Here is an 18,291-nt window from a genome sequence, read left to right on the forward strand (position 1 = left end):
GCAGACGCTGCAACGCACGCTAAAGGAACAGAAGAACCTCGCCGATCTCGGGCTGGCCGTATCGAAGATCAACCATGACATGCGCAACATCCTGTCGTCGGCGCAATTGATGTCCGACCGCCTCTCCGACGTGGACGACCCGGTCGTCAAGCGCGTCGCGCCGAAACTGCTGCGCAGCATCGACCGGGCAGTGGGCTATACGAACGAAGTGCTCTCCTATGGCCGCATGCGCGAGCCGGAGCCGCGCCGCCGCTTCGTGGCGCTGCGCCCCCTCGTGCAGGAGGTCTCCGAGGTGCTGGCGCTCGATACGCGCGGCGATATCGATTTTGTGGTGCAGGTCGAACAGGCCCTGGAGGTCGACGCCGATAGCGAGCAGCTCTTCCGTGTCATCCACAATCTCTGCCGCAACGCCGTGGAGGCGCTGGCGCAGGATATCGGCGCCGAGCCGCGGGCCGTCGTGGTGACGGGCCTGCGCACCGGCGCTGTCGTTTCCATCGCCATCGACGACAACGGCCCCGGCATGCCCGCCAAGGCGCGCGAAAACCTCTTCGCCGCCTTCCGCGGCTCCGTGCGTTCCGGCGGCACCGGTCTTGGCCTCGCCATCGCCCGCGAGCTGGTGCTCGCCCATGGTGGCACGATCGCGCTGGTGGAGAAGGCGACCCCCGGCACGCTCTTCCGCATCGAGCTGCCCGACCGCCCCGTCCCCCTCGACGCCTTCCGTCACCGCGCCTGATTTCCGGGGGCGTTGGCGGCCGGATATGACGGTGCGATGAAAAAAGTGCATTATTTCTGAGAAAGACGCTTGCAATAACCCGGAGTACCCTTTAGTGAACCGCCTCACAGACGGGCACCAAACGCCCCGCTGTCAGCGCACCCGTAGCTCAGCTGGATAGAGCACCAGACTACGAATCTGGGGGTCAGGAGTTCGAATCTCTTCGGGTGCGCCATTTCTCTTCCTGAACAATCTGGTGACTTCGCTTGGTTCGAGGAGGTCTTTCGCGCGCCGTTTCGGCGCTTTTTTGCGTTTCTCCTTTCCCCTTGAAATCCACGCTCCCGCGACGCGATCAAAAAAATCGCGATCGGCAACTTTTGGCCGTTTACAATAGTAATACAATATGATGTTTTATCCGGGCTGCTGAGGAGCAGCTTTCTTTGGGAGGACATCATGAAATTCAAAATCGCACTCGCAAGTGCCACGATCCTTGCTGCCTCGATGTTCAGCGCCGCATCCGCCGCCGACCTGACGATCGGCTTTTCGCAGATCGGTTCGGAATCCGGCTGGCGCGCTGCCGAAACCACGCTCACCAAGCAGCAGGCTGAAAAGCGCGGCATCGACCTGAAATTCGCCGACGCCCAGCAGAAGCAGGAAAACCAGATCAAGGCGCTGCGTTCGTTCATCGCGCAGGGCGTCAATGCCATTCTGATCGCCCCTGTCGTCGCCACGGGCTGGGATGAAGTGCTGCAGGAAGCCAAGGATGCGGAAATCCCGGTCATCCTGCTCGACCGCACGGTCGATGCCTCGAAGGACCTTTACCTGACGGCCGTCACCTCCGACCTCGTCCATGAAGGCAACGTCGCCGGCAAGTGGCTGGTCGATACCGTTGCCGGCAAGCCGTGCAACGTCGTCGAATTGCAGGGCACGACGGGTTCGTCGCCGGCCATCGACCGCAAGAAGGGTTTTGAGGAAGCGCTCGCCGGCAAGGACAACCTGAAGATCATCCGCAGCCAGACCGGCGACTTCACCCGTACCAAGGGCAAGGAAGTGATGGAAAGCTTCCTGAAGGCGGAAGACGGCGGCAAGAACATCTGCGCGCTCTACGCCCATAACGACGACATGGCCGTCGGCGCCATCCAGGCGATCAAGGAAGCCGGCCTGAAGCCGGGCAAGGATATCCTCGTCGTCTCCATCGACGCCGTTCCAGATATCTTCCAGGCCATGGCGGCCGGCGAAGCCAACGCCACCGTGGAGCTGACGCCCAACATGGCCGGCCCCGCGCTCGACGCGCTCGACGCCTTCCTCAAGGACGGCAAGGAGCCACCGAAGTGGATCCAGACGGAATCGAAGCTCTATACCCAGGCTGACGATCCGCAAAAGGTCTATGAGGAGAAGAAGGGCCTCGGCTACTGATCTCTCCTCCCGGGAGCCCCGCGTCCGGCTCCTAACTTGACGCGGGACATCTTCCCCCTAGCCTTCGGCTGATGCGGTTTTCGCCGGATCCGCCGGTTCGCCTGCCGTCTCCCCTTGGGGCGGCGGGCGGCAGACGTCACACGGGTGGGATCATGCAGGCGAGTACCTCCATTCTTTCGGCGACGGCGATCCACAAGATCTTTCCCGGCGCCAGGGCGCTCGATGGCGTCGATTTTTCGCTTCACCGCGGTGAGGTCCATGCGCTGCTCGGCGAAAACGGTGCGGGCAAGTCGACCCTCGTCAAATGCCTGACCGGCGCCTATCGCCGCGATGGCGGGCGCATCCTGCTCGATGGCGCGGATGTCGATCCGCAGAGCACGCTGGAAGCCCAGAATCTCGGCATCGGCACGGTCTACCAGGAGGTCAACCTCCTGCCGAACCTCACGGTCGCCGAAAACCTCTTCCTCGGCCGCCAGCCGAAGCGCTTCGGCTTTATCGACAGCCGCGACATGAACCGGCGCGCGAAAGCGCTGCTCGCCGAATACGATCTCGATATCGACGTGACCGCCGAGCTTGCCGCCTATTCGGTGGCGGTGCAGCAGGTCATCGCCATTGCCCGTGCCGTCGATCTCTCCGGCAAGGTGCTGATCCTCGATGAACCGACGGCCAGCCTCGATGCGCATGAGGTGGCGATGCTTTTTCGCATCGTGCGCCGCCTGAAGGCGCGCGGCCTCGGCATCATCTTCATCACCCACTTCCTCGAGCAGGTCTACGACATCTCCGACCGCATCACCGTGCTGCGCAACGGAAAACTCGTCGGCACGCGCGCGACGGCGGAGCTGCCGCGCCGCGATCTCATCGCCATGATGCTCGGCCGCGAGCTGGTGCAGGAGGTGGCGGCGGAACATGGCGCGAAGGGCGAGGGCGGCGAGGTCCGTTTCCGCTTTCGCAATTTCGGCCGCAAGGGCCACATCCAGGCCTTCGATCTCGATGTGCGCAGGGGCGAGGTGGTCGGTATTGCCGGTCTGCTCGGCTCGGGGCGCACCGAGACGGCGGAGATTATGTTCGGTGCCGAGCGAGCCGATAGCGGCACGGCGGAGGCCGATGGCCGCACGCTCGACCTCTCCTCACCGCGATCCGCCATTCGCGAAAAATTCGGCTTCTGCCCCGAGGATCGCAAGATCGACGGCATCATCGGAGATCTCTCGGTGCGCGAGAACATCGCGCTCGCTTTGCAGGCCAGGCGCGGCTGGGCGCGACCGATCAGCCGCGGCGAGCAGGACCGGCTCGCCGACGAATACATCAAGGCGCTCGATATCCGCACCAGCGACCGGGAGAAGCCGATCAAGCTCTTGTCGGGCGGCAACCAGCAGAAGGCGATCCTGGCGCGCTGGCTCGCCACCAATCCGGATTTCCTGATCCTCGACGAACCCACGCGCGGCATCGATGTCGGGGCGCATGCGGAAATCATCCGCCTCATCGAGGAGCTCTGCAAGAAAGGCATGTCGCTGATCGTGATCTCGTCCGAACTGGAAGAACTCGTCGCCTATTCCAGTCGCGTCATCGTGCTGCGCGACCGGGCGCATGTCGCCGAACTCATGGGCCACCAGGTGACGACCGATGGCATCGTCGAGGCGATCGCCGCCTCGGCCGGGAGGACGGACGCATGAGCACGACACTCAAGGCCTATGCGGTCAGGCTCTTTCCGCAGGTCGCAGCACTTGCCGTCATCCTGTTGATGGTCTCCATCGCCTTTCCCGGCTTCTTCCGGCTCGAAATGCAGAATGGCCGCCTTTACGGCAGCGTGATCGATATCCTGAACCGTGGCGCGCCCGTGGCGCTCCTTGCCATCGGCATGACGGTCGTCATCGCCACAAAGGGCATCGACCTCTCTGTCGGCGCCGTCATGGCGATCTGCGGGGCGGTGGCGGCGGCGGCCATCACCTCAGGCCATTCGCTCGCCATGACGCTGCTGATCACGCTCGGCACCGGCATTCTCTGCGGCCTGTGGAACGGCATCCTCGTCGCCGTGCTCGATATCCAGCCGATCATCGCCACGCTCGTGCTGATGGTGGCCGGACGCGGCATCGCGCAGCTGATCACCGAGGGCGCGATCCTCACCTTCAACGATGCCGGGCTGATCTTCATCGGCAGCGGCTCGCTGTTCGGCCTGCCCATGCCTGTCGTCATCTGGCTGGCATTCGGGCTGCTGGTGGCGCTGCTGGTACGGCGCACGGCGCTCGGCATGCTGATCGAGGCGCTTGGCGTCAACCGCCGCGCCTCCATGCTCTCGGGCGTCTCGACGGGCGTACTGCTGATCGCGGCCTATGTGCTCTCGGGCCTTTGCGCGGCGCTTGCCGGCATCATCGCCGCCGCCGACATCCGCGGCGCGGATGCCAACAATGCCGGCCTCTGGCTGGAACTCGATGCGATTCTCGCGGTCGTCGTCGGCGGCACCTCGCTGCTCGGTGGTCGCTTCTCGATTGCCGCCTCGCTCATCGGCGCGCTGATCATCCAGTCGGTCAATACCGGCATTCTGCTCTCGGGCTTCCCACCGGAATTCAACCTCATCATCAAGGCGGCGATCATCGTTCTGATCCTCGTCATCCAGTCGCCGCGCGCACAGTCGGCTTTCGTCTTCCTTTCCCGTGCCCGAGCATCGGAAAAGAAGACGGCCGGGGAGGCGAAATGAACCCGCGTTACCTTCCGCTCACCGCGACGATCGCGATCTTCCTGATCGCCTATGCCGTCTGCATCGCGCAATATCCCAACATGCTGTCGACACGCGTCATCGGCAACCTGCTGACGGACAATGCCTTCCTCGGCATCGCTGCCGTCGGCATGACCTTCGTCATTCTCTCGGGCGGCATCGATCTTTCGATCGGCGCGGTCATCGCCTTTACCGGCGTCTTCCTCGCCGTGCTGCTACAGGCGACGTCGATCCACCCGCTCGTCGCTTTCGTGCTGGCGCTCGCCATCACCACGGCTTTCGGCGCGCTGATGGGAGCGATCATCCACCATCTCGAAATGCCGCCCTTCATCGTCACGCTCGCCGGCATGTTTTTGGCGCGCGGCATGGCGTTTGTCCTGTCGATCGATTCCATCCCGATCAAGCATCCGTTCTACGCCACGCTGAAGAGCCTCTATTACAAGCTGCCCGGTGGCGGGCGCATCACGCTGATCGGGGGGCTGATGCTGCTGGTCTTCGCGCTCGGCATCCTGATTGCTCACCGCACCCGCTTCGGCGCCAATGTCTATGCGCTCGGCGGCGGGGCGGCTACGGCACGGCTGATGGGCGTGCCGATCGGACGCACGACGGTTATGATCTACGCGCTGTCGGGCTTCCTCGCCGGCCTCTCGGGCATCGTCTTCTCGCTCTACACCTCGGCCGGCTATTCGCTGGCGACGGTGGGCGTGGAACTCGACGCCATTGCGGCGGTGGTCATCGGCGGCACGCTTCTGACCGGCGGTTCCGGCTTCATCGCGGGCACGCTGGTCGGCATCCTCATCCAGGGCCTCATCCAGACCTACATCACCTTCGATGGCTCGCTGTCGAGCTGGTGGACGAAGATCCTGATCGGCCTGCTGCTATTCGCCTTCATCCTGTTGCAAAAGGGGCTGATCCACGTCACCGACCGGCGGAGGCGGCATGCCTGATTTCTTGCATGCGCTTCTCCCCCTCCGGCATCTCTGTTCCTAGACGGAGGGCGAAGCGGTGCGGAAAACAGGTCTGCTCGAAACCATGATGAAGGGAGCGGTGGCGCGCACCAGCCACTCGCAGGTGGTGGGCGAGCTCGGAAGGGCGATCATCGCCGGCGAGTTTCCGGTGGGCGCGACGCTGCCGGGCGATGCAGAGATGGAGGCGCGCTTCGGCGTGTCGCGCACCGTCATCCGCGAGGCGATGAAGACGCTCGCCGCCAAGGGCCTCGTCGTGCCGCGCGCCCGCATCGGCACGCGGGTCACGCCGAAGGACCAGTGGAACCTGTTTGACAGCGATATCCTCACCTGGCACTTCGCCGTCGGCGTCGATGATGTCTTCCTGATCCATCTCAGCGAAATCCGCCTCGGCTTCGAGCCGCAGGCCGCAGCGCTTGCCGCGCGCCACGCGACGGAGGCGGATATCAACCAGATGATGCTGCTGGCCGTCGCCATGGGCGATCCGGAGCACACGCCGGAGACGCTGGCGCTGGCGGACCTGCGCTTCCACCTTGCCGTGATGGACGCCGCGCGAAACCCCTTCATGCGCACTGTGGGCAGCTTGATCGAGGCGGCGCTAGCCGGGGTCTTCAAGCTGAGTTCGCCGGCGGCCGACCGCATCAAGATCGGCGATGTCGCGGCAAACCACATGCGCATCGTCGAGGAAATCCGCCGGCGCGACGAGGATGGCGCACGGCGCGCCATGGAAAACGTCATCCGCGTGGGCCGCGCCCGTATCACGGATGCGCTGGGCAACCGGCCCGCCGGACCGGCGTGACCGATATGCCACGCCGCGGCGTCGTCGATGGCCCAACCCCTCGGCTTCTCTTCTAAACCGCGCGCCACTCCGCTAAGCAGGGCCATCGGTGCGCCGCACCGGCGAAACTTTGGAAGCGGAAGGAAGCGGGACATGATGCACCGCGAAATGCCGCGCGTATTGCGTCGCGTGATTGTCGCCGGGGTCTTTTTGCTGGCAGGCTGTGCCGGACGACCGGAAGGTGTTCTTCTGCCGAGCGGCGAGACGCCGCCGGGTGTTTCGACCGTCGATCTTCTGGTCGCGACAACGCGCGCACCGTCCGAGCAGCCGGGCGTGCTGTTTTCCGGCGAGCGGGGCTCGGATCTCCAGCTACGCGACATCGCAATCTCCATTCCGCCGGATGACAAGCGCAAGGTCGGCCAGGTGCAATGGCCGAAGAAATTGCCGGCCGATCCGCTGAAGGATTTTTCGACCGTCAGCGTCAAGACGATCGACAAGGAGAAGGCCGGGAGCGCCTGGCTTGATCGCAACCTGCCGAAAAGCCGACGTGTGCTGATTTTCGTGCACGGCTTCAACAACCGCTACGAGGATGCCGTCTATCGCTTTGCGCAGATCGTGCATGATTCCAAGACGGATGCGGCGCCGATCATCTTCACCTGGCCCTCGCGCGCCAGCATCTTCGATTATTCCTACGACAAGGAAAGCACCAACTATTCGCGCGATGCGCTGGAAGAACTGCTGAGTGCTGCGGTCGCTTCGCCGAAGGTCGGCGAAATCACCATCATGGCCCATTCCATGGGCACGTGGCTGGCCGTCGAGACGCTGCGCCAGATGGCAATCCGCAATGGGCGCGTACCCAAGAAAATCCAGCAGGTCATTCTTGCCTCGCCCGATCTCGACGTCGACGTCTTTGGCCAGCAGCTGCGCGCGCTCGGCAAGGAGCGGCCGCAATTCACGCTGTTCGTCTCGCGCGACGACCGGGCGCTGACGCTGTCGCGCCGCATTTCCGGCAATGTCGACCGGCTCGGGCAGATCGATCCCTCGCAGGAGCCCTATCGCTCCATGCTGGAAAAGCAGGGTATCACCGTGCTCGACCTGACGGCGCTGAAATCCGGCGACAGCCTCAACCACGGTAAATTCGCCGAAAGCCCCGAGGTCGTCAGGCTCATCGGTAATCGCCTGATCGATGGCCAGACGGTGACGGATTCCGAGGTCGGTTTCGGCGACCGGCTGGGGGCCGTTGCGCTCGGCACGGCCGAGACGGTCGGTAGCGCGGCGAGCATCGTCGTCTCCACGCCGATCGCCGTCTTCGATCCGGTCACGCGCAAGAACTACGACGACCAGTGGCGCCGCCTCGGTCGGTCGGTCGAGGATACGACGGTCACGGCGGCCGGGCAGTAGGGCGGCGAATGAAAAAGGGCGGCCCCGTAGGGAGCCGCCCTTTCGATTTTCCTCTGCGTCCAGCTTAGCGGACCCAGATCACTTCGCGCGAACTGCGATCGACGAGCACCGGGCGCTGATCGACATAGATATAGCCGTAGCTCGGATTCTCCGGCACCTCGACGATCTGCACCGTATCGGGGATCACCGCACCGGCCTGGACGGGACCTTCCAGCACGACGGGCTCGACCGGGTGGCGTTCCACATAGGTGATGGTCGCCTCGGGAATGTCACCCGAAATGCTCGCCGTCGTCTCGACCTCCGGCGCGTAGATCACCTGGCGGCTGTCGGAGCGCACGATGACCGGGCGGTTGTCGACATAAACATAGGCTAGATCCGGATGCTCGGGGATCGGCGTCAGCGTCACGGTATCGTTGAAGCGCGTATCGGCGGTCAGCTGGCCATCCAGTACGACCGGCGGCGTCGGATTTTCCATCACATAGACACGAGCATCATCGGGAACGGCGGCTTCCGCGCCGATGACGAAGCCGACGGCGCCGCCGACGACAGCACCGACCGGGCCGCCGACAACAGCACCTGCGGTCGCGCCTGCGGCACCCATCGCAGCACCGCCAAGGGCTTCCTTGTCGCGATCGTCGGCATGGGCGACGGAAGCGCCGATGAGGGCCAGAGCGGCGCCGGCCATAAGAAACTTACGCATGTCTTTCTCCTTCGAAGATTGGGTTTCCCACCCCTTCGGCGAAGACAACGTGACACCCCCAAGTCGGTTCCATGGGAACGGCGCGAGGGCATCACGATGTGTAACGCGCGGTAACCGTCGGCCTCAGGCGATTTCCGATTCCAGCTTGGCGATTTCGTAGTCCTCGTGATGCACTTGCAGGCCTTCTTCCGTCACCACGACGATGCCGTAGGCGGCGGGCTCGTCGACCGAAAGCGAGGCGTTCGGTGCGTCGAAGGGCATCGGCTGCTGATGCACCGGGCTCTTGAAGATCGAGAAGGGAATGCCGCGATGCGAACCGCCGATCGTGCGATGCACATGGCCGGCGAAGATGTGGCGGACATTGCCGTGCTTCAGCACCAGGTCGTAGAAGGCGTGCTCGTTGGAGAGCCGGATCGCATCCATGCCGGTAAAGCCGGTCTTGTGCGGCGGGTGGTGCATGAAGAGAAGGACGGGCAGGGCGCCTGTGCTCGCCAGCGTCTTGTCGAGCCAGGCAAGACGCGTCTCGCAGAGATAGCCGGCATGGCTCAAAGGATAGTCGTAGGGCGGGGCGAAAAGCGTGTCGAGCAGCACGACACGGCAATCGGGAAAATCGATCGCCTGCTGCACGAAGCCGTTCTCATCCGGCTGGACATGGGTGAAGGTTTCCAGGAAGCGGTCGCGGTAATCGTGGTTGCCGATGGTGATGGCGGCCGGCGGCACGAGTTTGGCGAGCAGGCCGTGCAGGCGCTCATAGGAGAGCGTGTCGGCGCGGTGCGTCAGGTCACCGGTGAAGATCACCCGGTCGGCATCCGCATGGTAGCGGTTGACATGCTCGATGCCGGCGAGCAGCCGCTGATAGGGATCGAGGCCGATGATCTTCGTGCCCTCGGGCACCATGTGCAGGTCGGTAAAGACAATGAGCTTGGTCATGAAAGGGTCTCGCGGCGGGGTTATTTCGGGCGCAGAATGAGGACTGCGCCGGATGCATTCGTAGAGTTGTCAGGGAAAAGTGGGAACCGGTTTTCCCGAAAGGACAAACGAAAACAAAAGAAGCTAGACTACGTCCGGTTCAGTCTGAACCGGACGTAGTCTAGCGTGCGAACCTGTCGCATGAAAAGCAGTTGGAACGCGTGACGATCTGATATATCAGAAGGGCGAAACAGCCGGCGGGCTGGCCAAACGGAGCATAGCGACATGAGATGGAAGCGCACGATCCAGCTGCTGGACGTTCATTGCGAAGGTGAGATCGGCAAGGTGGCGATCGGCGGCGTGCCGAAGATCCCCGGCAACACGATCGCCGAGCAGCTCAACTACATCAACACGGTCGACGACAGCCTGCGCCGCTTCCTGTGCCTGGAGCCGCGCGCGGCCGCGACCGGCTCGGTGAACCTGCTTCTGCCCGCCAAGCGCCCGGAGGCCGATGCCGGCTTCATCATCCTGCAGGCCGACCAGGCGCATGCCTCCTCGGGCTCCAACTCGATCTGCATCACCACGGCGCTCTTGGAATCCGGCATCGTCGAGATGAAGGAGCCGGAAACAGTCGTCGTGCTCGACACCGCCGCCGGCCTCGTCAAGGCGACGGCGACCTGCCGCGACGGCCGCTGCGAGAAGGTCAAGCTCACCATGGTGCCGTCCTTCGTCGAGGCGCTGGATGTCGAGATCGACACGCCGCATTGGGGCCGCGTGCGCTTCGACATCTCCTATGGCGGCATCTTCTATGCGCTGGTCGATGTCGATCAGATCGGTACGAAGATCGAAAAGGCCAATGCCCGCGCGCTGGTCGATGCCGGCATGGCGCTGAAGGATCTCATCAACAAGTCGATGAAGGTCGTGCATCCAGAGATTCCGGAAATCAACGGCGTCGCCTATGTCATGTTCCGCGACCGCGACCCTGACGGCACCGTGCGCACCGCCACCACCATGTGGCCCGGCCGCGTCGATCGTTCGCCCTGCGGCACCGGCAATTCGGCGAACCTCGCCACGCTGCACGCCCGCGGCCTCGTCAAGGTCGGCGACACCTTCCGCTCGCGCTCGATCATCGGTTCGCAGTTCGAGGTGGGTCTGGAGGCCGAGACGGTCGTCGCCGGCCGCAAGGCGATCATCCCGACCATCACCGGCCGCGGCTGGACCTTCGGCCTGCACCAGATCGCGCTCGACCCGACCGATCCGCTGGCTGACGGCTTTGCCATGACAGACACCTGGGGTCCGCAGGCCGGCGAAATCCGCTGATTCGATCGAAACCTTTCTTCCGTCGGCCGGGCCAAACCTCTCATTCGTCGTGGTCGGGCTTGACCCGAGCATCCACGCCGCGCGCTCAGCGCTCGCAGTAGTGGATCCTCGGCTCAAGGCCGAGGATGACGTCGAGGGTGGGGGAAGCGCCTAGCGTCTTTACTTGGCGGCGTAGTGCTTCTCGATGGCGCCAAGGGTGATCGGGTCGATCTCTGCCGTGTCGGCGTCCTCGATCAGGTCCTGGTCGGCCAGCACCTGCTTGATGGCGAGGCGCGCATCGGCAGACAGCTGGTCAGGCTGGTCGCGCAGGATGACCTCGAGATCGACGTCGCGCATCTCGAAGGCGGCGACGAGGCTGGTCACGGCCTGCTCGATGTTCTTGACGATGCCGGTGCCGCTCTGCTGCATCAGGCCGATCTTGAGCTTGCCGAAACTGTCGCCCTTGTCGGCCGCCTGCTCGAAATAGCCGGCGGCGGCGGTGAGGTCCTGGGCAACACCTTCGCCCGATTCCAGCATGAGGCCGAGATTGATCATGGCATCGATGCTGCCGCGCTCGGCGGCAAGCTTGTAGTAGGCGGCGGCCCGTGCATTGTCCTCGGCAACGAGGCTGCCGTCGTCGAGCAGCACGCCGAGATTGAAGGCGGCAGTCTCGTCGCCGGCCGCTGCGGCCTTGTCGAACCAGCGGACGGCTTCCGCGCCGTTCACCTCGGTGCCGATGCCGTCGCGATAGGCGACGGCGAGATTGTAGGCGCCGAGCATGTCGCCGAGTTCGGCGGCCTTCTTGTAATGGCTGAATTCGGCGGCCGGATCGCCGCGTTTTCCAAGCATCGCGCCATAGTTCACCATGGCGACCCTATGGCCGAGCGCTGCTGCTTCGGCATAGAGTTTCATGGCGTCGAGATCCTGGCCGGCGCGCTCCAGGGCGCGCGCCAGCTGGAAGGCCATGCGGGGGCTGCGAAGGGAATTATAGGCTTCGCGGCAGGCCGAGAGCGCGGCGCCGATCTCGATGTCTTCAAGTGCCACCGGCGCGAAGGTTGTATTGCGCGTCATGTCGTAGCGGCTGCCGGCAGCGGCATCGCATTTGGCATCGATGGTGTTGGCACGGGCGCCATCGGCACCGGCCAGAAGGACCGCGAAGAAAAGGGCGCGGCCAGCCGTCTTCAGCATATTGGATCGCATGTTCATGATCCGTCTCCCTTCGTTGATAGGGGCACCTTAGACGAACGGTGCAAAACGGCTGTTTCCGCGGGAACAGTGGGATGACGGGAGGCGGCGCATAAGGGTAGTCATTGCTGGCGGTGTGCACGGTGGATGTAGCGCGGCGCCCGGGTTCAATTCATCCAGGCGGGCGTTCTGTCCCGCGAAAGGTGTGTCATGCCATCGCTCGATACGTTCCGTCCCGTCACCCTCAGCCGCAGGCTGTTCATCGCCGGCAGCACGCTGGCGCTTCTCGGCGCGGGTCTTCGCGCCACGCAGGCCAACACCATCATCGGCAAGGCCGTCGAGATCACCGGCGATGTCAGCCGCAAGCATGCAGAACATCAGGAGGGCTTAAAGGCCGGCGCGAGCCTGATGGATCACGACTTCGTGAAAACCGGCAAGGAGAGCTTCGCCGAACTGGCGCTCGGCGAGGATACCAGCCTGATGCTCGGCAGCGAGACGGAGCTTTTGATCGACACCTTCATCGCCGGCCAGGGCGGCATCATCGAGCTCGGCACCGGCCAGATGGTCTTCGATCGACCGGAGGGCCTTGCCAAGATCGACCTCACCATGCGCACCGCCTTCGGCATGATCGGCGTGCGCGGCACGAAATTCTTCGCCGGACCGAGCCGGAAAGCCCCCTTCGCCGTCTTCGTCGAGCACGGTCGCGTCGAGGTCACCGGCGGTGGCGTAACCAGGTCGGTTTCCGGCGGCGAGGGCGTCGAGATCAGTGCCCCGGGCGCTGCCCCCGGCGACGTCATCAAATGGGGCGAGGCCCGCATCCGCGAGGCCTATGCCAGCGTCGGCATCCGCTAGGATCAATCCAGTGTAAACAGGTCCATCGTGCCGAAGCCGCGGATTTCGTGGTTGCCGATGGCGCGCAGCGTCCGGCTCGTTTCACTGGCGGCGCGCGGGCCGACACAGATCTGGGTGCCCAAAAATTTGTTGGCATCCTGCAGGCGGGCGGCGAGGTTCACGGCGTCGCCATGGGCCGTATAGTCGAGCTTGCCGCCGATGCCGACTTCGCCCAGCACCGCCATGCCCGTCTCGACGCCGATGCGCGTGCGTCCGAAATCCTTCTCCAGGAAGGTGGCACGGCGGCGCATCTCTTCGGTCAGGCTGCGGATCGCGTCCGCGCAGGCGAGCGCCTTGTCGACATGGCGGTCGAGATCGTCGGGGGCGTTGAACAGCGCATGCACGGCATCGCCCACCACCTTGTCCACCATGCCGCCATGGCGTGCGACCAGCGCATTGACCTCGGAAAAGTAGATGTCGAGCAGCTTGACGAGATCGTGCGGGCCGATTTTTTGCGCGAGCGCCGAAAAGCCCTCGATGTCGGTGAAGAGGGCCGTCACCTGCCGCTCCTCGCCGGCCACGCGCGCCATGTCCGGATTGTCGATGTAGCGCGAGACGACCGATTGCGGCAGGTATTGCCCAAAGCGCTGGCGCGCCGTCGCTTCCGCACGGCGGATATGGGTGAATTGCAGGAGGCCGGTGACAAGGGCTGCCGTGGCAACGACCAGCGAGACGCCGATCGCATCGGACAACAGCGCCGTGCGCATGTAGAGCAGTACCGACGCGCCGAAGACCAAACCGACAAGGGTGACGCCCGCAACTGCCGCAAGGAGCGGGCGAAGCCGCGTCGCCGCCAGCGCCGCCGCCGCGCCCATAAGGAAAGCAAAGCCTGCCTCGACGGGTGCAAGGCCGGGATCGCGCATCGGGATATGGTCCGTCAGGATGGCATTGGCGACGTCGGCATGGATCTGCACGGAGGGTTCGAGCGGCATCGAGGCGCTGGCGCGCAAACCGCCGAGATTGGGCAGGCTGCTGCCGATCAGCACGACCTTACCGGCAATCCTGTCCGGTGGGACTTTGCCCGCGACGACATCGGCGGCGGAAAAAGTTCTGGCGCCGATGGCGGCCGCGTTGCTGGCGACGAAGCGCAGGCTGCCGTCTTCATCGAGCCTGAGGATGCGCGCATCGTGGCGTAGCCAGACGGGGTTGCCGCCGAGAATGGGCGTGCGTGCGCCGGCGGCAAGCCGCGCTGCCTCCACCCCGAGCGCCGGATAGGCGGCATTGCCGACGATCGCGTAGGCCTGCACGCGCCGCACCACGGCATCCTCGTCGCCGACGAGGAAGGAGGCCGACGCCGAGATCGCCTTGTCCTGCAGGAAGGGGCAGGAGCTTTCCGTGCCGTCGATGAACCAGAGGTCAGGGACGGTGACCGGCTTTTGCAGGGCGAGCGCAGGCACGGGATGCGGCGCGCCGTCCGTCGCCTCGCCGATCAGGAAGCCCAGCACGGTCGGCACCTTGGCGATGGCGCCGGAGAGCGCCGTATTGGCCGGTTCGTCGGCAACGCAATCGGTGCTGAAGACGAAATCGAAGGCGATGGCGGTGGGTTTGGCGGCGGCGAGGCGGTCGATGAGAGCGGCGGTCTGGCTGCGCGTCCACTCGCGGCCCGGCACGCTCTGGAAGGCCTTGCGATCGATATCGACCACAACGATCTCATCGGTTTTTGCCGCCGGTATGGCCTGGGTCAGGGCGTCGAAATAGAACTCGCGCTGCTGCTCCAGCGCCGTCTCGCCCATGAAATACAGGGCAAGCGCGCCGGCAAGGCTGGCGACGAGGCCGGCGGCGAGCGGTCTGTATTTCTTGGCGATCATGATCGGCCGCTCCCGTTCCGGGCCGCCGGCCTGTTAGTCGTCATCCGGCTCGGCGATGTTCTGCAGCCGGCCGATATGGCAATGGATGATGCCGTCGTTGCGGCGGATCGCGCCGGCCTCTTCCAGCGCCAGGATCGACCGGTTGATCTTCGGCCGGCTCGCGCCGACGATGCTGGCGATCTCGCCCTGGCTGAGCGAAAGCTGGAGATTGGCGCTGTCGGGCAGTTCGTCGCCATGGATATTGCGCAGGGTTGCCAGAAAGAAGCGGGCGACGCGAGAATCGAGATCGTAGAGCGCAATGGTTTCCAGCTGCTCGGTCGTCTCGCGCAGCTTGGTGCAGAGATAGTGGATGATCGCGTGCGCGGCCGTCGGGTTGCGGGTCAGCACGTCGAGGAAATCGCGCTTGGCGATGACATAACCTTCGGTCGGCGTGACGGAGGTCGCGTCCGCCGAGCGCGGCTGGCCGTCGAGGATCGCCATTTCGCCGAGGATCGAACCGGCCTCGAGCTGGCGCAGCGACAGTTCTTTGCCCTGCGGCGTGATCAGCGACAGCTTGATGCGGCCGGAGACGAGCACGATGAGATAGGTGCCCTCGTCGCCGCGCTGGAAGATGACCGTTCCCGCCGGCCATCGGCGCCAGGTCGCGATAGCGGCGATTTCGCCGATCGTTTCCTTGCTGAAGCCCTCGAAAATCGGAAAAGAACGCCAAAACGCGGCACTCTTGTTGATCTCGTTCATATCCGGTTTCCCCCGGCCGCCCCTGATACGATGAAGACGGGCCGCTCAACCGAAATCTTCGCCCAGCCGGTGAGCGCTTGCAACAGAAAAGAACGGACAGATCCTGATGGTCCCGTCCTATTGGCAGATCCGCACGCGTTTCGTGATGGTCTTGCCCGCGCGGTCTTCCGTGCGCATGCGCTTGGTGATGCAGGTCTGCTGGTAGTGCCCGTAATAGCCCTGCTGGGCATAAGCATAGGATGCGTCGGCCTGGCCGGGCGCACTGAAGGCGAGAGCTGCGGAAGCGAGAAGCAGGGCGAGAAGAGTGTGGCGCATGGAGGATCCGGAGAAGGGGGGCGGGGTGTTGTCTCTTTTTCGCACAGCGTCATCCCGGTTTCTGTTCCGGCGGGAACAGGTGATCGTTCACTAAATGAGAACAATCTGTCTTCTGATGTGCTGACTAGTTTGACGACGGAAAGCTGGTATCTCTCTGCCAACGCAAACGCCAAGCCTCAGGAGCTTCCCATGCCGCAGAACGCAGTCGTCCTCGTCGGACGCATTCTTCTCTCCCTCATGTTCCTCACCGCCGGCTTCCCCAAGCTGATCGATCCCTCGGGCACGGCCTGGATGATCTCCAATGCCGGCCTGCCGGCCGCCACCGCACTCGCCTATCTCGCCGGCATCTTCGAAGTCGTCGCCGGCCTGTTCATCCTTGTCGGTTTCCAGACGAAGATTGCCGCTTACCTGCTCGCTGCCTTCTGCGTGTTCACCGCTCTCGTCTTCCACAGCGGCGCGATCAACAATCCGGACTTCCCGGAAGGCGCCAACGGCCTCCTCACCGTCTTCAACGGCCTGATGATGTGGAAGAACATCACGATTGCCGGCGGCTTCCTCGTGCTCGCCGCCTTCGGTCCGGGCTCCATCTCGGTCGACGCCCGCCGCGGCGCATAAGCCAAAGGCAAAATCCGGTCCTCCAGAAACCCTCCCCGGCCTCCGGGGAGGGTTTTTCGTTGTCCGAACGCTGGAAAGCCGCGGCTCTTGCTGCTATGCGCACGAGGACAAAATCATGCGGGAGATGCCGATGTTTTCCAATTCCTTTCCGGACCGAGACGTGATGGCGGAGCTGATGGCCCGCATGCTGTGGGAGATCAAGGCGGTGCATTTCCGTCCTGAGGAACCCTACAAGCTCGCCTCCGGCATGGCCTCCCCGGTCTATATGGATTGCCGCAAGCTGCTCTCCTATCCGCGCATCCGTTCGGCCATCATGGATTTCGCCGCCGCGACGCTGACGCGCAATGTCGGCTTCGAACGGATCGACGTGATTGCCGGCGGCGAGACGGCCGGCATTCCCTTCGCAGCACTTCTGGCCGATCGGCTGAGCCTACCGATGATCTATGTGCGCAAGAAGCCGAAGGGCCATGGCCGCAATGCGCAGATCGAGGGCGTGATGCCTGAAGGTGCGCGCGTGCTCGTCATCGAGGATCTTGTCACCGTCGGCGGCTCGATGTTCACCTTCATCGACGCCATCCGCGCGGCAGGCGGCGTGGTCGATCACGGCATGTCGCTGTTCTACTACGGCATCTTCAAGGAGGCGGAAGCCCGCTACGCCAATGGTGGTGTCAAGCTGCACCACATCGCCACATGGCGGGATGTGCTGGCCGTCGCGCGCGCCGAAAAGCTGTTCGACGATGCGACGCTCGCTTCCGTCGAGGCGTTCTTCGATGCGCCGCTCGTCTGGTCGGCCGCCCATGGCGGTGTGTCGGAACTGCCGACGTCGTAAAAACCTCTGGCGCTTTTGGGCATGATCGATTAAATCGATTGAAATTCGATGGGAGGACTCCGGATGATCCTGTGTTGTGGTGAAGCGCTGATCGACATGCTGCCGCGGACGACGACGCTCGGTGAGGATGCCTATGCGCCCTATGCCGGCGGGGCGATCTTCAACACGGCGATCGCGCTCGGCCGTATCGGTGTTCCCACGGGCTTCTTCACCGGCCTTTCCGACGACATGATGGGCGACATCCTGCGCAAGACGCTGGCCGAAAGCGGCGTCGATTACAGCTATTGCGCAACGCTGTCGCGCCCGACCACCGTCGCCTTCGTCAAGCTGGTCAACGGCCATGCGACCTATGCCTTCTACGATGAGGGCACCGCCGGCCGCATGATCACCGAGGCCGAGCTCCCGGCCCTTGGCGACGATTGCGAGGCGCTGCATTTCGGTGCGATCAGCCTCATCCCGGAGCCCTGCGGCTCCACCTACGAGGCGCTCCTGAAGCGCGAGCACGACAAGCGTGTCATCTCGCTCGACCCGAACATCCGCCCCGGTTTCATCAAGGACAAGGATGCGCATATGGCGCGCATCCGCCGGATGGCTGGTATGGCCGATATCGTCAAATTCTCCGATGAGGACCTCGCCTGGTTCGGCCTCGAAGGCGACGAGGATGCGCTCGCCCGCCACTGGCTGCACCATGGCGCCAAGCTCGTCGTCGTCACGCGCGGCGCGGAAGGTGCCGTCGGCTACACCGCTGCGCACAAGGTCACGGTGCCGAGCGAGCGCGTGACGGTCGTCGATACGGTCGGTGCCGGCGATACGTTCGATGCCGGCGTGCTCGCCTCGCTGAAGATGCAGAACCTGCTCACCAAGCAGCAGGTTTCGGCCCTCTCGGAAGACCAGATCGCCAAGGTGCTGGCACTCGGCGCCAAGGCCGCTGCCGTCACCGTTTCCCGCGCCGGTGCCAACCCGCCGTGGGCGAAGGAAATCGGGCTGGCGTAAGCAGTCCGTACCTTCATTCACCTGTCA

General features: G+C 64.1%; 18 protein-coding genes and 1 tRNA gene. 13 read left to right on the plus strand and 6 right to left on the minus strand.

Annotation, left to right across the window (positions count from 1 at the left end; translation table 11 throughout):
* From ACOZK4_RS06815 to ACOZK4_RS06850, 8 genes are all read left to right on the plus strand, one after another.
* Nucleotides 1-733: sensor histidine kinase (locus ACOZK4_RS06815; protein ID WP_421591220.1), on the plus strand; the 733-nt coding region annotated here is incomplete at its 5' end.
* A gap of 137 nt (nt 734-870) precedes the next feature.
* Nucleotides 871-947 (plus strand) — tRNA-Arg (locus ACOZK4_RS06820).
* 218 nt (nt 948-1,165) lie between these two features.
* Nucleotides 1,166-2,128 (plus strand): galactofuranose ABC transporter, galactofuranose-binding protein YtfQ, encoded by a 963-nt coding sequence (gene ytfQ, locus ACOZK4_RS06825; RefSeq protein ID WP_313526350.1) that lies wholly within the window; start codon nt 1,166-1,168, stop codon nt 2,126-2,128.
* Between the two features lie 152 nt (nt 2,129-2,280).
* The gene (gene ytfR, locus ACOZK4_RS06830) at nt 2,281-3,798 is read left to right on the plus strand and encodes a galactofuranose ABC transporter, ATP-binding protein YtfR (protein ID WP_421591221.1); all 1,518 of its coding nucleotides are present in this window, start codon (nt 2,281-2,283) and stop codon (nt 3,796-3,798) included.
* Nucleotides 3,795-4,820, plus strand: a complete 1,026-nt coding sequence (locus ACOZK4_RS06835) for an ABC transporter permease (protein ID WP_421591223.1) — start codon at nt 3,795-3,797, stop codon at nt 4,818-4,820. Before ytfR ends, ACOZK4_RS06835 begins: the two co-directional genes overlap by 4 nt.
* Nucleotides 4,817-5,785, plus strand: coding sequence for a galactofuranose ABC transporter, permease protein YjfF (gene yjfF, locus ACOZK4_RS06840; protein ID WP_421591225.1), 969 nt, complete (start codon nt 4,817-4,819; stop codon nt 5,783-5,785). The genes ACOZK4_RS06835 and yjfF overlap by 4 nt, the downstream gene beginning before the upstream one ends.
* An 85-nt stretch (nt 5,786-5,870) precedes the next feature.
* A complete protein-coding gene (locus tag ACOZK4_RS06845; protein ID WP_421591254.1) occupies nt 5,871-6,602 on the plus strand; it encodes a FadR/GntR family transcriptional regulator in 732 nt (243 codons plus the stop codon).
* A gap of 132 nt (nt 6,603-6,734) precedes the next feature.
* Nucleotides 6,735-7,982 carry an alpha/beta hydrolase gene (locus ACOZK4_RS06850; RefSeq protein WP_313526340.1) on the plus strand — a complete coding sequence of 416 codons (1,248 nt, stop codon included), beginning with the start codon at nt 6,735-6,737 and terminating at the stop codon, nt 7,980-7,982.
* 64 nt (nt 7,983-8,046) lie between these two features.
* Here ACOZK4_RS06850 and ACOZK4_RS06855 read toward each other — a convergent pair whose 3' ends face one another.
* Both ACOZK4_RS06855 and ACOZK4_RS06860 read right to left on the minus strand, forming a co-directional pair.
* Nucleotides 8,047-8,682, minus strand: coding sequence for a DUF1236 domain-containing protein (locus ACOZK4_RS06855; protein ID WP_421591227.1), 636 nt, complete (start codon nt 8,680-8,682; stop codon nt 8,047-8,049).
* 123 nt (nt 8,683-8,805) lie between these two features.
* Nucleotides 8,806-9,612: a phosphodiesterase gene (locus ACOZK4_RS06860; RefSeq protein WP_421591228.1), complete on the minus strand. Its 807-nt coding sequence runs from the start codon at nt 9,610-9,612 to the stop codon at nt 8,806-8,808.
* 264 nt (nt 9,613-9,876) lie between these two features.
* On the opposite strand from ACOZK4_RS06860, the gene ACOZK4_RS06865 reads away from it, so the two are divergent.
* Entirely contained in the window at nt 9,877-10,911 is a 1,035-nt protein-coding gene (locus tag ACOZK4_RS06865; protein WP_421591230.1) for a proline racemase family protein, read from the plus strand.
* A 159-nt stretch (nt 10,912-11,070) separates the two neighbouring features.
* Here the strand turns inward: ACOZK4_RS06865 and ACOZK4_RS06870 are convergent, their stop codons facing one another.
* Nucleotides 11,071-12,096, minus strand: coding sequence for a tetratricopeptide repeat protein (locus ACOZK4_RS06870; protein ID WP_421591232.1), 1,026 nt, complete (start codon nt 12,094-12,096; stop codon nt 11,071-11,073).
* A 189-nt stretch (nt 12,097-12,285) separates the two neighbouring features.
* Here ACOZK4_RS06870 and ACOZK4_RS06875 point away from each other — a divergent pair, with 189 nt between their 5' ends.
* Nucleotides 12,286-12,927 (plus strand): FecR family protein, encoded by a 642-nt coding sequence (locus ACOZK4_RS06875; protein WP_421591234.1) that lies wholly within the window; start codon nt 12,286-12,288, stop codon nt 12,925-12,927.
* 2 nt (nt 12,928-12,929) lie between these two features.
* Here the strand turns inward: ACOZK4_RS06875 and ACOZK4_RS06880 are convergent, their stop codons facing one another.
* The 3 genes from ACOZK4_RS06880 to ACOZK4_RS06890 all read right to left on the minus strand — a co-directional run bounded on the left by ACOZK4_RS06880 (nt 12,930) and on the right by ACOZK4_RS06890 (nt 15,827).
* A complete protein-coding gene (locus ACOZK4_RS06880) occupies nt 12,930-14,771 on the minus strand; it encodes a CHASE2 domain-containing protein (protein WP_421591255.1) in 1,842 nt (613 codons plus the stop codon).
* 36 nt (nt 14,772-14,807) lie between these two features.
* On the minus strand, nt 14,808-15,512 hold the full coding sequence (locus tag ACOZK4_RS06885; RefSeq protein WP_421591235.1) for a Crp/Fnr family transcriptional regulator: 705 nt from the start codon (nt 15,510-15,512) through the stop codon (nt 14,808-14,810).
* Nucleotides 15,513-15,629: 117 nt separating this feature from the next.
* A complete protein-coding gene (locus ACOZK4_RS06890) occupies nt 15,630-15,827 on the minus strand; it encodes a hypothetical protein (protein ID WP_421591237.1) in 198 nt (65 codons plus the stop codon).
* Between the two features lie 189 nt (nt 15,828-16,016).
* Between ACOZK4_RS06890 and ACOZK4_RS06895 the strand changes: the two genes are divergently transcribed.
* From ACOZK4_RS06895 to ACOZK4_RS06905, 3 genes are all read left to right on the plus strand, one after another.
* Nucleotides 16,017-16,442 carry a DoxX family protein gene (locus ACOZK4_RS06895; RefSeq protein WP_421591238.1) on the plus strand — a complete coding sequence of 142 codons (426 nt, stop codon included), beginning with the start codon at nt 16,017-16,019 and terminating at the stop codon, nt 16,440-16,442.
* A 130-nt stretch (nt 16,443-16,572) separates the two neighbouring features.
* The gene (locus tag ACOZK4_RS06900) at nt 16,573-17,271 is read left to right on the plus strand and encodes an orotate phosphoribosyltransferase (RefSeq protein WP_313526313.1); all 699 of its coding nucleotides are present in this window, start codon (nt 16,573-16,575) and stop codon (nt 17,269-17,271) included.
* Between the two features lie 63 nt (nt 17,272-17,334).
* Nucleotides 17,335-18,264, plus strand: a complete 930-nt coding sequence (locus ACOZK4_RS06905) for a carbohydrate kinase family protein (RefSeq protein WP_421591239.1) — start codon at nt 17,335-17,337, stop codon at nt 18,262-18,264.
* Nucleotides 18,265-18,291 lie beyond the last annotated feature (27 nt).

The sequence above is a fragment of the Shinella sp. M27 genome (assembly GCF_049199905.1).
Classification (GTDB): domain Bacteria; phylum Pseudomonadota; class Alphaproteobacteria; order Rhizobiales; family Rhizobiaceae; genus Shinella.

What these genes read in the sequence shown, in the direction of transcription:
- ytfQ (WP_313526350.1), top strand. Translation starts at nt 1,166, where the DNA reads ATGAAATTCAAAATCGCACTCGCAAGTGCCACGATCCTTGCTGCCTCG.
- ytfR (WP_421591221.1), top strand. Translation starts at nt 2,281, where the DNA reads ATGCAGGCGAGTACCTCCATTCTTTCGGCGACGGCGATCCACAAGATC.
- ACOZK4_RS06835 (WP_421591223.1), top strand. Translation starts at nt 3,795, where the DNA reads ATGAGCACGACACTCAAGGCCTATGCGGTCAGGCTCTTTCCGCAGGTC.
- yjfF (WP_421591225.1), top strand. Translation starts at nt 4,817, where the DNA reads ATGAACCCGCGTTACCTTCCGCTCACCGCGACGATCGCGATCTTCCTG.
- ACOZK4_RS06845 (WP_421591254.1), top strand. Translation starts at nt 5,871, where the DNA reads ATGATGAAGGGAGCGGTGGCGCGCACCAGCCACTCGCAGGTGGTGGGC.
- ACOZK4_RS06850 (WP_313526340.1), top strand. Translation starts at nt 6,735, where the DNA reads ATGATGCACCGCGAAATGCCGCGCGTATTGCGTCGCGTGATTGTCGCC.
- ACOZK4_RS06855 (WP_421591227.1), bottom strand. Translation starts at nt 8,682, where the DNA reads ATGCGTAAGTTTCTTATGGCCGGCGCCGCTCTGGCCCTCATCGGCGCT.
- ACOZK4_RS06860 (WP_421591228.1), bottom strand. Translation starts at nt 9,612, where the DNA reads ATGACCAAGCTCATTGTCTTTACCGACCTGCACATGGTGCCCGAGGGC.
- ACOZK4_RS06865 (WP_421591230.1), top strand. Translation starts at nt 9,877, where the DNA reads ATGAGATGGAAGCGCACGATCCAGCTGCTGGACGTTCATTGCGAAGGT.
- ACOZK4_RS06870 (WP_421591232.1), bottom strand. Translation starts at nt 12,096, where the DNA reads ATGAACATGCGATCCAATATGCTGAAGACGGCTGGCCGCGCCCTTTTC.
- ACOZK4_RS06875 (WP_421591234.1), top strand. Translation starts at nt 12,286, where the DNA reads ATGCCATCGCTCGATACGTTCCGTCCCGTCACCCTCAGCCGCAGGCTG.
- ACOZK4_RS06885 (WP_421591235.1), bottom strand. Translation starts at nt 15,512, where the DNA reads ATGAACGAGATCAACAAGAGTGCCGCGTTTTGGCGTTCTTTTCCGATT.
- ACOZK4_RS06890 (WP_421591237.1), bottom strand. Translation starts at nt 15,827, where the DNA reads ATGCGCCACACTCTTCTCGCCCTGCTTCTCGCTTCCGCAGCTCTCGCC.
- ACOZK4_RS06895 (WP_421591238.1), top strand. Translation starts at nt 16,017, where the DNA reads ATGCCGCAGAACGCAGTCGTCCTCGTCGGACGCATTCTTCTCTCCCTC.
- ACOZK4_RS06900 (WP_313526313.1), top strand. Translation starts at nt 16,573, where the DNA reads ATGTTTTCCAATTCCTTTCCGGACCGAGACGTGATGGCGGAGCTGATG.
- ACOZK4_RS06905 (WP_421591239.1), top strand. Translation starts at nt 17,335, where the DNA reads ATGATCCTGTGTTGTGGTGAAGCGCTGATCGACATGCTGCCGCGGACG.